The sequence below is a fragment of the Palleronia rufa genome (assembly GCF_000743715.1).
Taxonomy (GTDB): domain Bacteria; phylum Pseudomonadota; class Alphaproteobacteria; order Rhodobacterales; family Rhodobacteraceae; genus Palleronia; species Palleronia rufa.
Genome location: NZ_JQEY01000003.1, coordinates 174869 through 188094 on the forward strand (window position 1 = coordinate 174869; position 13226 = coordinate 188094).

Annotated in this window: 13 protein-coding genes; 3 read left to right on the forward strand and 10 right to left on the reverse strand. The window is 69.2% G+C overall.

Features of this window, described 5'->3' with window-relative positions:
• Window position 1: 1 nt before the first annotated feature.
• From glpD to KW83_RS06675, 5 genes are all read right to left on the reverse strand, one after another.
• A complete protein-coding gene (gene glpD, locus KW83_RS06655) occupies window positions 2–1630 on the reverse strand; it encodes a glycerol-3-phosphate dehydrogenase (protein WP_036176474.1) in 1629 nt (542 codons plus the stop codon).
• Between the two features lie 114 nt (window positions 1631–1744).
• Window positions 1745–2785: a Glu/Leu/Phe/Val family dehydrogenase gene (locus KW83_RS06660; protein ID WP_036176478.1), complete on the reverse strand. Its 1041-nt coding sequence runs from the start codon at window positions 2783–2785 to the stop codon at window positions 1745–1747.
• Window positions 2786–2877: 92 nt separating this feature from the next.
• Window positions 2878–4320 carry an NAD(P)(+) transhydrogenase (Re/Si-specific) subunit beta gene (locus KW83_RS06665; protein WP_036176942.1) on the reverse strand — a complete coding sequence of 481 codons (1443 nt, stop codon included), beginning with the start codon at window positions 4318–4320 and terminating at the stop codon, window positions 2878–2880.
• 16 nt (window positions 4321–4336) lie between these two features.
• Window positions 4337–5902 carry a Re/Si-specific NAD(P)(+) transhydrogenase subunit alpha gene (locus tag KW83_RS06670; protein WP_036176481.1) on the reverse strand — a complete coding sequence of 522 codons (1566 nt, stop codon included), beginning with the start codon at window positions 5900–5902 and terminating at the stop codon, window positions 4337–4339.
• Window positions 5903–5976: 74 nt separating this feature from the next.
• The gene (locus KW83_RS06675; protein ID WP_036176483.1) at window positions 5977–6426 is read right to left on the reverse strand and encodes a methyltransferase family protein; all 450 of its coding nucleotides are present in this window, start codon (window positions 6424–6426) and stop codon (window positions 5977–5979) included.
• A 52-nt stretch (window positions 6427–6478) separates the two neighbouring features.
• Between KW83_RS06675 and KW83_RS06680 the strand changes: the two genes are divergently transcribed.
• The 3 genes from KW83_RS06680 (at window position 6479) to KW83_RS06690 (ending at window position 9256) form a co-directional block, all read left to right on the forward strand.
• Window positions 6479–7243, forward strand: coding sequence for an SDR family NAD(P)-dependent oxidoreductase (locus tag KW83_RS06680; RefSeq protein WP_036176484.1), 765 nt, complete (start codon window positions 6479–6481; stop codon window positions 7241–7243).
• On the forward strand, window positions 7240–8430 hold the full coding sequence (gene kynU, locus KW83_RS06685) for a kynureninase (protein WP_036176485.1): 1191 nt from the start codon (window positions 7240–7242) through the stop codon (window positions 8428–8430). Before KW83_RS06680 ends, kynU begins: the two co-directional genes overlap by 4 nt.
• 196 nt (window positions 8431–8626) lie before the next feature.
• Window positions 8627–9256, forward strand: coding sequence for a hypothetical protein (locus KW83_RS06690; RefSeq protein ID WP_036176486.1), 630 nt, complete (start codon window positions 8627–8629; stop codon window positions 9254–9256).
• A 31-nt stretch (window positions 9257–9287) separates the two neighbouring features.
• On the opposite strand, the gene KW83_RS06695 is transcribed toward KW83_RS06690, so the two are convergent.
• The 5 genes from KW83_RS06695 to KW83_RS20475 all read right to left on the reverse strand — a co-directional run bounded on the left by KW83_RS06695 (window position 9288) and on the right by KW83_RS20475 (window position 13180).
• The gene (locus KW83_RS06695) at window positions 9288–10067 is read right to left on the reverse strand and encodes a gamma-glutamyl-gamma-aminobutyrate hydrolase family protein (RefSeq protein WP_036176487.1); all 780 of its coding nucleotides are present in this window, start codon (window positions 10065–10067) and stop codon (window positions 9288–9290) included.
• Between the two features lie 99 nt (window positions 10068–10166).
• On the reverse strand, window positions 10167–10589 hold the full coding sequence (locus tag KW83_RS06700; protein ID WP_036176490.1) for a GlcG/HbpS family heme-binding protein: 423 nt from the start codon (window positions 10587–10589) through the stop codon (window positions 10167–10169).
• On the reverse strand, window positions 10586–12817 hold the full coding sequence (locus tag KW83_RS06705; protein WP_036176944.1) for a malate synthase G: 2232 nt from the start codon (window positions 12815–12817) through the stop codon (window positions 10586–10588). Before KW83_RS06705 ends, KW83_RS06700 begins: the two co-directional genes overlap by 4 nt.
• Window positions 12814–13047 carry a DUF2256 domain-containing protein gene (locus KW83_RS19710; protein WP_081904491.1) on the reverse strand — a complete coding sequence of 78 codons (234 nt, stop codon included), beginning with the start codon at window positions 13045–13047 and terminating at the stop codon, window positions 12814–12816. Before KW83_RS19710 ends, KW83_RS06705 begins: the two co-directional genes overlap by 4 nt.
• A complete protein-coding gene (locus tag KW83_RS20475; protein ID WP_036176501.1) occupies window positions 12977–13180 on the reverse strand; it encodes a hypothetical protein in 204 nt (67 codons plus the stop codon). Before KW83_RS20475 ends, KW83_RS19710 begins: the two co-directional genes overlap by 71 nt.
• Between the last annotated feature and the right edge of the window lie 46 nt (window positions 13181–13226).

Sequence of the window (13226 nt, forward strand, 5' to 3'; positions counted from 1 at the left end):
GCTATTCCGCCGCCTGGACCGCGCCGCGTTCGGCCTGCATCCACTCGTCCAGCGCCGCGATCTGCTCCTCGGTCATCCGCAGGCCCAGCTTGGTGCGGCGCCAGACCACGTCGGCGGCGCGGCGGGCGTATTCGCGGCTCATCTGCCAGCGCACCTCGGCCTCGGTCAGCGTGCCGCCGAAGTCGCGGCCCAGATCCTCCAGGGAGCCGGCCGCGCCCAGGATCTCCCGCGCCTCCGTGCCATAGGCGCGGAACAGGCGCGCGGCGTGGTAGTCGCCCAGGAACGGATAGGCGGAGCGCAGCTCTGCGGTGCGGGCCGCCACCTGATCCACGGGAAAATCGCCGCCCGGGAGCGCCACGCGCGCGGTCCAGGCGTCGCCCATGTCGGTAAAATAGGGCTTGAGCTTGGCCAGCGCCTGCTCGGCCAGCTTGCGATAGGTGGTGATCTTGCCGCCGAACACGTTGAGCAGCGGCGGCTCCATCCCCACCGGACCGTCGGTCATCGGACCGGCCTCCACGCTCAGCACGTAGTCCCGCGTCGCCGCCGTGGCCGATTTCGCCCCGTCGTCATAGAGCGGGCGCACGCCGGAATAGGTCCAGACGATGTCGTCGCGGGTGACGGACTTCTCGAAATACTGGGTGGCGAAATCGCACAGGTACTGCTGTTCCTCCGGCGTGCATTCGGCCTTTACCGACGGGTCGTGGCCGTGGTCCTTGTCGGTGGTGCCGATCAGGGTGAAGTCGGTCTCGTAGGGGATCGCGAAGATGATGCGACCGTCCTCACCCTGGAAGAAATACGCCTTGCCGTGATCGTAGAGGCTGGGCACCACGATGTGGCTGCCCCGGACCAGCCGCACCCCTTCGGTCGAGTTGATCCGGATCGTGCTCTTGACCACGTCCTCGACCCACGGACCGCCGGCGTTGACCAGCCCGCGTGCGCGGATGCGCTGGGTATCGCCGGTCTCGACGTCGCTCACTGTGACGGTCCACGCGCCGGCCTCGCGCTCGGCCGACACGACCCTGGTCCGGGTCATGATGCGCGCGCCCCGCGCCTCGGCATCGCGCGCGTTGAGCATGACCAGGCGGGAATCCTCCACCCAGCAGTCGGAATACTCATAGGCAAGCTTGAAGCGGTCGCGGATCGGCTTGCCCTCGGGGGCGGTGGTCAGGTCCAGCGTGCTGGTGCCGGCCAGATACTTCCGCCCACCGAGATTGTCGTACATGAACAGACCCAGCCGGATCAGCCACGCCGGCCGGCGCCCCTTCATCCAGGGCATGACCGTATTCAGCAGCTTCGATGTCGGCGTGTCGCCCTCGAACCGCATGTCGGGGCTGTAGGGCAGCACGAAGCGCATCGGCCAGGAGATATGCGGCATCGCCTCCAGCAATACCTCGCGCTCGACCAGCGCCTTCTTGACCAGGCCGACCTCGAAGAACTCCAGATAGCGCAGCCCGCCGTGGAACAGCTTGGTGGATTTGGAGGACGTGGCCTCTGCCAGATCGCCCATCTCGGCCAGGCAGACGTTCAGCCCGCGGCCCTGCGCGTCGCGGGCGATGCCGGTGCCGTTGATGCCGCCGCCGATCACGAAAAGATCGTAGACGTATTCGGCCGGTGCGTCGCTCTGGGTCATGGGTGTCTCCGATTGGGTCGGCGTTCCCCTGTCATATAGAAAGACTGTCCGGGTTTCAGGGGGGTGGGCGGGGTTTCGCGGCGAAATCACGCGCCTGCCCGAAAAACGGGCGGTCTATCCGGCGCGGATGCGTTCGGCGACGATGGCATCGGCCAGATGGTGGGGGCTGGTCCGCGCGGCGGCGGCGCGGGTCAGGATCCGGTCCAGCGTCCGCCCCAGCGCATCGAGCTTTTCGGCCACGAAGGCGGGCGCGTCGTCGATGCGCAGGATCTCGGTGGCGACGTTGACGATACCGCCGGCATTGGCGATGTAATCGGGCGCGTAGAGGATGCCGCGGCGGTGCAGCCGGTCCGCGTCCTCGGGGCCGGCCAGCTGGTTGTTCGCGGCCCCGCAGACGGCGGCGACGCGCAAGGCCGGGACCGTGTCGGCGTTCAGCACCGCGCCCACCGCGCAGGGGGCCAGGATGTCCGCGTCGACGGCCAGGATGCCGTCGGGCGCGGCGGAGCGGGCGGACAGATCGGCCACCGCGCGATCCACCTCCGACGCGCGGGGATCGGCCACGATGAGGCGCGCGCCCGCCCCGGCCAGAAGCTCTGCCAGCGCCCGGCCCACATGGCCCAGCCCCTGCACGGCGATCCGCAGCCCCGACAGATCGTCCGACCCGAAGCGGTGGCGGGCGGTGACGCGCAGGCTCTCGAACACGCCCCGCGCGGTGACGGGGGACGGATCGCCGCTGGCGTGGCGGCCGGAGGCCAGGCCCGCCACATAGCCCGTTTCCCGCGCCAGTTCGGCCATGTCGCCGGGGGCCATGCCCATGTCCTCGGCGGTCCAATAGAGACCGGCAAGCGATTCTACAGCCCGCCCCATGGCGCGAAGCTGCGCGGGCGTCTTGGCGTCCGGATCGCCCAGGATCACCGCCTTGCCGCCGCCCAGCGGCAGGTCGGCGGCGGCGTTCTTGTAGGTCATGCCCCGGCTCAGGCGCAGCACGTCCTCCAGCGCCGCCGCCTCGTCGCCATAGACCCGCATCCTGAGTCCCCCGGCCGCCGGGCCCAAGGTGGTGGAATGGATGGCGATGTAGCCGGTCAGGCCGGAGCCCTCGTCGGTGACGCGCAGAACCCGCTCATGGGTGTCGGTCGCCATGTCCTCGATCCGCATGTCCCCTCCGCTGTCGACCCGGTCCCGTCCTATCGGACGCGTGCCGCGCGACTTCAACCGGTCGCGCGCCGGGTCCGCGATGTTTCCCCGGATCAGAGCTTCTGGATCAGCGCGTTCACGCTCTCCTTGGCGTCGCCGTAGAACATCCGGGTGTTGTCCTTGTAGAACAGCGGGTTCTCGATCCCCGAATAGCCGGTGCCGGAGCCGCGCTTGCACACGAACACATCGGTGGCCTCCCAGACGTGCAGGACCGGCATCCCGGCGATGGGAGAGTTCGGATCGTCGTTCGCCGCCGGGTTCACGATGTCGTTCGAGCCGATGACGATCACCACGTCGGTCGATTTGAAATCGTCGTTGATCTCGTCCATCTCCAGCACGATGTCATAGGGCACCTTGGCCTCTGCCAGCAGCACGTTCATGTGGCCCGGAAGGCGGCCCGCCACGGGGTGGATCGCAAAACGCACCGTCTTGCCCTCATCGCGCAGCTTCCGGGTCAGCTCGCTCACCGCCTGCTGCGCCTGGGCCACGGCCATGCCGTAGCCGGGCACGATCACCACGCTGTCGGCCTCCTTCAGCGCGTCGGCCACGCCGTCGGCGTCGATCGCGACCATCTCGCCCTCGACCTCCTGCTGCGCGCCGCCGCCGGAGCCGAAGCCGCCCAGGATGACGCTGACGAACTGCCGGTTCATGGCCTTGCACATGATGTAGCTGAGGATCGCGCCCGACGATCCCACCAGCGCGCCGGTGACGATCAGCAGGTCGTTGCCCAGGGTGAATCCGATCGCCGCCGCGGCCCAGCCCGAGTAGCTGTTGAGCATCGACACCACCACGGGCATGTCGGCGCCGCCGATCCCCATGATCAGGTGGTAGCCGATGAACCCCGCGATGATCGCCACCAGGAAGATCGTCCAGATCCCCGCGCCGTTGAAGTAGAGGATGCCCAGCAGGATGCAGAGCGCCAGCGCGCCCGCATTCAGGACATGGCCGCCCGGCAGCTTGGTGGCCTTGCCGTCGACCTTGCCGGCCAGCTTGCCGAAGGCGATCACGGACCCGGTGAAGGTCACGGCCCCGATGAAGATGCCCAGAAAGACCTCTACCTTGAGGATCGCGATCTCGACCGCGTCCTTTTCCCACAGCTTTTCCCCGAAGCCGGTCAGGTCGGCCTCCGCAAGGCCGATGCCCTGCGCCTGCATCTGCTGCACCGCGCCCAGCATCAGGTCGGCGTTCAGCCCGATGAACACCGCCGCCAGGCCGACGAAGGAATGCAGCGCCGCGACCAGTTGCGGCATCTCGGTCATCTGGACCTTGCCGGCGATGTACCAGCCCGCCGCCGCGCCGATGGCGACCGCGATCAGGATCAGCGCGATGTTTTGCACGCCGGGGCCGAACACCGTGGCCAGCACCGCCAGGGCCATGCCGACGATGCCGTACCAGATGGCGCGCTTGGCGCTTTCCTCGTCCTTGAGGCCGCCCAGGGCCAGGATGAAGAGGATCGTGGCGACGATATAGGCCGCCGACTGGAGTCCCAGTTCGATCATATGTCCCGCTCCCTTAGGATTTCACGAACATCGACAGCATCCGGCGCGTCACCAGAAAGCCGCCGACGATGTTGATGCTGGCGATGAGAATGGCCACGAACGACAGGATCACCACCAGCCAGTTGCCGGCGCCCACCTGCAGCAGCGCGCCCAGAATGATGATGCCGGAAATCGCGTTGGTCACGGCCATCAGCGGCGTGTGCAGGCTGTGCGCCACGCCCCAGATGACCTGAAAGCCGACGAAGCAGGCCAGCGCGAAGACGATGAAATGGCTCATGAAGCTTTCCGGCGCGACCGAGCCGATCAGCAGCATCACCACCGCCCCCACGGCCAGAAGCCCGATCTGGCCGCGGGTCTGCCTGGCGAAGGCGGCCTTTTCCTCGGCGTGCTTCTCCTCGCGGGTCTTTTCCTTCTTCTTCTCCTGCCGCGGCTTCTGCGGAGACGGGCTTTCCGTCTTTGGCGGCGGCCAGGTCACCTCTCCGCCATGCGCGACTGTCGCGCCGCGGATCACCTGGTCGTCCATGTCGTGGTTCACCTGACCGTCCTTCTCGGGCGTCAGGTCGGTCAGGAAGTGCCTGATATTGGTCGCGTAGAGGGTCGAGGACTGCTTGGCCATCCGGCTGGGGAAATCCGTGTAGCCGATGATCGTCACGCCGTTGTCGGTGACGATCTTCTCGTCCTTCACGGTCAGCTTGCAGTTGCCGCCCTTCTCGGCGGCCAGGTCCACGATCACCGAGCCGGGCTTCATCGCCTTGACCATGTCCTCGGTCCACAGCTCGGGCGCCTCCCGGTTCGGGATCAGCGCCGTGGTGATGACAATATCCATGTCCGGCGCGATCTCACGGAACTTCGCAAGCTGCGCCTCGCGGAACTCGGGGCTGGACGGGGCGGCGTAGCCGCCGGAGCCTTCCTCCTGCTCGCCCTCGAAGTCGAGATAGACGAACTCGGCGCCCATGCTCTCGACCTGCTCGGCGACCTCGGGGCGGACGTCGAACGCGTATGTGATGGCCCCGAGGGAGGTGGCCGCGCCGATCGCCGCCAGACCGGCGACGCCGGCGCCCACGACCAGGATCTTGGCCGGCGGCACCTTGCCCGCGGCGGTGATCTGCCCGGTCATGAACCGCCCGAAATTGTTCGCCGCCTCGATCACCGCGCGGTAGCCGGCGATATTGGCCATGGACGACAGCGCGTCCATCTTCTGCGCCCGGCTGATCCGGGGCACCATGTCCATGGCGACCAGCGTGGCGCCCTTGTCGGCGGCGGTCTTCAGCAGCGCCTCGTTCTCGGCCGGGTAGAAGAACGAGATCAGCGTCTGCCCCTCGCGCAGGCGCTCCACCTCCGCTTCGGTGGGCGGGCGGACCTTGCCGATGATGTCGGAGACCTCGAACACCTTCTCGGCGCTGTCCAGAACCTCGACGCCCGCCTCGCGGTAGAGATCGTCGGAGATGTCGGCCCTGGCCCCGGCGCCGGCCTCCACCACGATCTCATGGCCGAGCTTGCGGATCTGCTCGGCCGAGGCCGGGGTGAGCGCAACCCGCGCCTCCGTTTCCTGGCTTTCTTTCACGACCCCAAATTTCATGGCGTCCGTCCCCCTGTTTCCGGTCTCTCAGCGCATATCCTGCGCAATATTGTTTCGCAAGCGCGCCGGACGGCTCAGACCCATCGCCTGACCCCGGCGCGCCAGCGGCAGAACCCCGCGCCGAAACCGGCGCGGAGACGCGCTTCCTCGGGTAAGATAAATCGGCGCGTGAGGATCGCCACCAGGGACGGGATCAGCAGCACGCCCCAGACCGTTCCGGCCCAGAACACCGCGCCGCCCAGCACCAGTACGTCGCCCAGGTAGATCGGATTGCGGCTGAACGCGAAGGGTCCGGTGGTCACCAGCGCGTCCGGCACGCGATGCGGGATCACCGTGGTCCGGTGCCGGGCCATGACCGCCACCGCCCAGACCATGAGCGCCAGGCCCAGAACCGCCAGCGCAGCCCCCACCCCGTCCCAGACCGGTCCGTCCAGGCGCGGGCCCAGACCGCGCCCCAGCCACAGCGCGGCCAGATGCGCCGCCGTCCAGACCGGCGGCAGGTCGGCCCAACGTGTCCAGCCCATTGCATCCCCTCCGCGTCGCGGCCACCCTAGCGCAAACGGAACGGGAGGGGCCATGACCGATCTCAACGCACGACACGCCATCGTCACCGGAGGAGGGTCGGGCATCGGCCTGGCCATCGCGCGGTCCCTGGCCGGCGCCGGGGCCGACGTGACGATCACCGGGCGCACCCTGTCGCGGCTGGAAGAGGCCGCGGCGGGCGACCCGCGGCTGCATCCCCTGGCCATGGACGTGACGGACGAATCGTCTGTCGCCGACGGCATCGCCGGGGCCGTCGCCGCGCGCGGGCCGATGGCCATCTGCGTCGCCAACGCCGGCGTGGCCGAGGGGCGCAACCTGCTCAAGACAGACCTGACCTTCTGGCGGCATATCATGGCGACCAATCTCGACGGCGCGTTTCTGACCATCCGCGAAAGCCTGCGCAGCATGGCCGCGCTGGACTACGGACGGGTCATCGCGGTCAGCTCCATCGCGGGGGTGCGCGGTCTGAAGGGCGCGCCGGCCTACTCCGCCTCCAAGCATGGCGTCATCGGCCTGATCCGCGCCCTGAGTGAGGATTTCCTGGGCAAGCCGGTGACCTTCAACGCCATCTGCCCGGCCTATGTGGACACCGACATCGTGACCCGGAACGTCAACGCCATCCGCGACCGCGCCGGGGTGACGGATGAGGAGGCGCTGCAAATGATGGTTTCGCAGAACCGCCACAAGCGGCTGATCGACGCCTCGGAGGTCGGCGCCGCGGCGCTGTGGCTCTGCGATCCGGCCTCCGGCTCCGTGAACGGGCAGACCATAGAGATCGCGGGCGGCCAGGCGGCGTGACCGACTTCGCCGCCACGCGGGCGCTGTTCGACCTGCCCGACGGGATCGCCTATCTCGACGGCAACTCCCTGGGGCCGCTGGCACGCGCCGTGCCGGACCGGGTGGCGCGGACGATGACGCGCGAATGGGGTGGCGATCTGATCGGCGCCTGGAACAGTGCGGGATGGATGGACTGGCCGGAGCGCCTGGGCGACCGGATCGCGCCGCTGATCGGCGCGGCGCCGGGCACCGTCACGCTGGGCGACACCCTGTCGATCAAGGTGCACCAGGCGCTGGCGGCCGCACTGTCGCTGACCGACCGTCGCGTGATCCTCAGCGATACCGGTAACTTCCCGACCGATCTTTACATGGCGCAGGGGCTGGTCCGGACGCTCGACGCCGGCCATGCCCTGCGTGTCGTTGCGCCGGAGGAGGTCGAGTCCCACCTGTCCGACGACATCGCCGTGCTCCTGCTGACAGAGGTGGACTACCGCACGGGACGCCGCCATGACATGGCCCGGCTGGGCGACAGAGCGCGCCGGAACGGCATAATCACGGTCTGGGATCTGGCCCATTCCGCCGGGGCGCTGCCGGTGGACGTGACCGCCTGCGGCGCCGATTTCGCGGTCGGCTGCACGTACAAGTATCTCAATTCCGGCCCCGGCGGCCCCGCCTTCCTGCATGTCGGCCCGCAGATCGCGCACCGCATCGACCCCGCCCTGCCCGGCTGGCTTGGCCACGCGGCGCCGTTCGACTTCGACCCGCAGTACCGCCCCGCCGCCGCCGCAAAGCGGTTCCGCATCGGCACGCCGCCGGTCCTGCAGATGGCCGCGCTCGACGCCGCGCTGGATGTCTGGGACATCGCCTCGATCCACGATGTGCGCGCCCGGTCCGTGGACCTGTCGCGCCGGCTCATCGACGGGGTCGGCGCGGCCTGCCCGGCGCTGGTCCTCGCCTCGCCCGGCGACGATGCGGCGCGGGGCAGCCAGGTGTCGTTCCGCCATCCGCAGGGCTACGCCATCATGCAGGCGCTGATCGCCGACGGCGTGATCGGCGACTTCCGGGCGCCGGACATCCTGCGGTTCGGGATCACCCCGCTCTATATCGGCTTGGCCGAAATCGACCGCTGCGTGGAGACCCTGGCCCGGATCATGGACCGCGGTCTCTGGGACGATCCCGCCTTCCGCCGGAGGCAGGCGGTGACGTGACGCAGGCGCCGCGCGATGGGATCGCCGGGCGTGTCGCGGCTCTGCGCCATCCCCTCGGGTGCCGCGCCGCGTTGCGCGATCGATCGGGTCGGCGGCTGGCCCCCGGACGGACTGGATCGCCGGACCCGGCACGCGCGCTATCTGCACGATGCAGCGCGGGGGCGCTGCGTGCGCCGCGGCCCGCAGGAGGTTCCCCATGCGTCCGATCGTGCTGATGTGCGGGCTTGCGTGGGCGGCGGCGGCGGTCCCGGCCATGGCGCAGGAGGGCGACGACACCCGGCTGGGCGGTGTCGGGCGGATGGTCTGCGCCCAGCTCGCCGGGGCGCGGAATGCACCCTATCTGGGGCAGGTGGGCGACTGGGCGCTGGGCTACATGGTCGGCCGCGTGGACGCCGGCCAGACGCCCGTGGACGGCGCGACCCTGTCCACGGCGGACCCGGCGGATGTGGTGGCCGGCGTGGCGCTGCGCTGCCGGCAGGATCCCGACATGGCGGTGATCGACGCGGTGCGCAGCTATGCCACGGAGGTGTTCGGAGAACCGGCCCGGGGCGGTCCGGTCGCGGCCGATCCGCTGCCGCCCGCGGCCGCCCCGCCCGACATCCCCGCGCCCGACCTGCCCGCAGATCTGTCGGGCGAGGCGATCGACCATACCCCGAAACCCCGGCCCCGTCCCGCCGCCGAAACGGCCCAAGGCGCCGGTGCGGAGGCGGACGATGACCCCGCGGACGGCGGCGGCGGTGACGACGGCCCCGCGGACACGCAGGATGACACGGGCCCCGGCGGGACCGGCGGCGCCGGGCCGAGCGCCGATCCGGGCAACACGTGACGCCCGGGCGGGCAGCCCGATGCGGCTCCGGTCACGCGATGGCGCGGGTGGGCACGCGGGCGGCGCCGTCGGCCCAGTCGCGCAGGGCCGCGCCGAAGGCGCCGAACAGCGCGCGCGAGACCGGATCCCGCGCGGCATCGTATTCGGGGTGCCACTGGACCGACAGGGTGAACCCCGGCGCATCGGCGATATAGGCGGCCTCCGGCGTGCCGTCCGGCGCCCACCCGTCGATCGCGAAGCGCGGACCGGGGGCCATCACACCCTGCCCGTGCAGCGTGTTGGTCATCACCCGCTGCGCGCCCATGAGCCGATGGAACGGGCCGCCCTCGGAAAAGGTCACCTCATGGCGGAGGGCGAATTTCTCCGCGATCGTACCGTCGGGCGGCATCCGGTGGTTGAGCCGCCCCGGCAGGTCGCGGATCTCGGGGTGCAGTACCGACCCGAAGGCGACCGCGACCTCCTGATAGCCCCGGCAGATCGCCAGAAACGGCTGGCCGCGCTCTGTCAGGCTACGGATGAGCGGCAGGGCAACGCGGTCGCGGGGCCGGTCGAAGGTGCCGTGGGCCTCGGTCTCGCCATGGCCGTATTCCTCGGGATGGACGTTGGGCCGGCCGCCGGTGAACAGGAACCCGTCGCAGGTCTGCATCAGATCCTCGACCGACACCAGCGCCGGGTCCGACGGCACGATCAGCGGCACCGCCCCCGCCACCTGCGCCACCGCCTCCGAGTTCATGCGGCCTCCGCCGTGAATCTCATAGGTGTCGTTCACCAGATGATAATTGCCGATGATGCCGACAACCGGGCGGGGCATGGGGTCATCCTTTGTTGCGAATAGCCCCTATCTAGTGCCCGCCCACCCCGGTAGGCAACCGCGTCGCGCCCGGCGATTGCCGCAGAGCGGTTGCGACCGTCAGGCGGCGCCGGTCAGGCCGGCGGCCTCCAGCCCCTTCATCCCGGCCGCGGCGTCGTTGTCCGACGTGTCGCCGGTCACGCCCAGCGCGCCGATCACCGCGCCGGCTTCGCTGATCAGGATCCCGCCCGGGACCGGGATCACCGCGCCCCCGAAGGCCCCGTTGGCGGCGGTCATGAAGTAGTGCTGCTCTTCGGCCCGCTGCATCTGGGCGGAACCGGGCATCCCCAGCATCACCGCGCCGTAGGCCTTGCCATGCGCGATGGCGAAGCGGCCGGGCGACGCGCCGTCCTGCCGCTCGAAGGCCAGGACATGGCCGCCGGCATCCAGCACGATGGCCGAAAGCGGTTTCAGTCCCGCCTCCGCCCCGGCGTCGAACGTGGCGCGGATCGCGGCGCGGGCGACGTCGAGCGTGAGGGTCATTGGGTCATCTCCTTTTTCTCGCGGCGGCGCGCGTGCAGGACCGGTTCGGTATAGCCCGAAGGCTGCTCGCGCCCCTCAAGGACCAGATCGCAGGCCGCCCTGAAGGCCGGACCGTCGAAGCCCGGCGCCATCGGGGCATAGGCCGGATCGCCGTCGTTCTGGCGGTCCACAACCTCGGCCATCTTGCGCATGGTCTCCATCACCCGGTCGCGGGAGACGACGCCGTGGTGCAGCCAGTTCGCCAGGGCCTGGCTGGAGATGCGGCAGGTCGCGCGGTCCTCCATCAGCCCGACGTCGTGGATGTCCGGCACCTTCGAGCAGCCGATCCCGTGGTTCACCCAGCGCACCACATAGCCCAGGATCCCCTGTGCGTTGTTCTCGATCTCCTCGTCGATCTCCGCATCGCCCCAGTCGGCCTGCGCCAGCGGCAGCGTCAGCAGGTCGTCAAGCGACGCGCGCGGCCCGCCGCGCGCCAGTTCCTGCTGAACCGACAGCACGTCCACCTCATGGTAGTGCAGCGCATGCAGCGTCGCCGCAGTGGGCGACGGCACCCAGGCACAGTTGGCGCCCGCCTTCGGATGGCCGATCTTCTGTTCCAGCATCTCCGCCATCCGGTCCGGCATGGCCCACATGCCCTTGCCGATCTGCGCGCGGCCGCGCAGCCCGCAGGCCAGCCCGATGTCCACGTTGCGATCCTCATAGGCGCGGATCCAGGCAGAGTTCTTCATCTCTCCCTTGCGCACCATCGGACCGGCCTCCATCGAGGTGTGGATCTCATCGCCGGTGCGGTCCAGGAAACCGGTGTTGATAAAGGCCACCCGGCCCTTCGCGGCGCGGATGCATTCCTTGAGATTGGCGGAGGTGCGGCGTTCCTCATCCATGATGCCGATCTTCACGGTCCCGGCGGGCAGGCCCAGCATGTCCTCGACCCGCGCGAAGAGACGGTCGCTGAAGGCGACCTCCTGGGGTCCGTGCATCTTCGGCTTGACCACGTAGATCGAACCGGTCTGCGAATTGCCGCCCTCCCGGTTCAGGTCGTGGAGCGCGAGGAGACAGGTCATCACGCCGTCCAGCAACCCCTCGAACACCTCGTTTCCGTCGCGGTCCAGGATCGCGGGCGTGGTCATCAGATGGCCGACATTGCGCACCAGCATCAGCGCCCGGCCCTTGAGCCGCAGCGCGCCGCCGTCGGGGGCGGTGAACTCCCGGTCGCCATGCAGGCTGCGGGTGAAGGTCTCACCGCCCTTTGCGATTTCCTCGGACAGATCGCCCCGCATGAGGCCAAGCCAGTTGCGATAGGCCAGCGCCTTGTCCTGCGCATCGACGGCGGCGACGGAATCCTCACAGTCCATGATCGCGGAAATGGCGCTTTCGATCTCGACATCGGCCAGTCCGGCCGCGTCCCGCTTGCCGATCCGGTGCTCCCTGTCGATCACAAGAATGACGTGCAGCCCGTTGTTCTTGAGCACGATTTCGGTCGGTGCATCCCTGTCGCCGCGGAACCCGACGAAGGTCTCGGGCCGGTCGAGGGGCAGCGCGTGCTCGACCCGCGGCGTGTCGCCGGACGGCCGCGCCTTGTCGCTCTTGCGGGTGGCGTCGGCCGTGCGCCAGTCCTCGCCGTTGAGGATCAGCGCCTCCAGGCCCTGCGCTCCGATGCGGTATCCGACGGCCATCTCGTGGCTGCCGGACGCAAGCGGAAAATGCGTGTCGAGGAACGTCTTGGCGCGGGCGATGACGCGGTTGCCCCGCGCGGGGTCGTACTCCGTTCCTTGGGGGGCGTCGCCCAGCGCATCCGTGCCGTAGAGCGCGTCATAGAGCGATCCCCAGCGCGCGTTCGCGGCATTGAGCGCATAGCGGGCGTTCATGATCGGCACCACGAGCTGCGGACCCGGGATGTCGGCAATCTCCGGATCGGTCCGGCCGGTCTCGATGGCGAAGTCGGGGCCCTCCTCGACCAGATAGCCGATTTCGCGGAGAAAGTCCCGATAGGCGTCGCCATCTGCGACCGGGCCGGGCCGGTCCCTGTGCCAGGCGTCGATCTTTTCCTGCAGATCCGCGCGGGCCGACAGCAGCGCGGCATTTTCCGGGCCCATGTCGTGCAGGATCCCCGAAAGCCCGGACCAGACCGCCTCGGCGGTCAGATCCAGCCCCTCAAGAGCCTCTTTTTCCACGAATTCCGCCAGGGGGGCGGCCACCCGCAGCCCCCCGCGCTCAACCCGTTCGGTCATGTCGTCGTCTCCCTTGTCCCGCGGCTGCGGCATTTTGCGCTGCAGTACTTCACACGGTCCCAGTCCGTCCGCCACTTCTTTCTCCATGAAAACGGATGTCCGCAAACGGCGCAGGTCTTGCTGGGCAGGTCTGCCTTGCGGACCCGCGGGGCGGGCGCGTCACTGCGTGCTTGTCGCGGCACCCGTTCCGCCCTGTTCCTCGCCGATGGGTTTGTCGTTGCCGGGCTCATTGCCGGAGAAGCTGAGCCAGACCAGCAGGCCGATCAGCAGGACCGCAGACCAGACCACCGTCCACACCATTCCGACCAGCGGCACCTTGTGCTGCTTTTCCTGCTTCTTCACATTCGTCTCGGGCGCTGACATGTCGTTCCTTTCGGCTGTGCGATCTGCCCGGTTCCGGGCATTCATG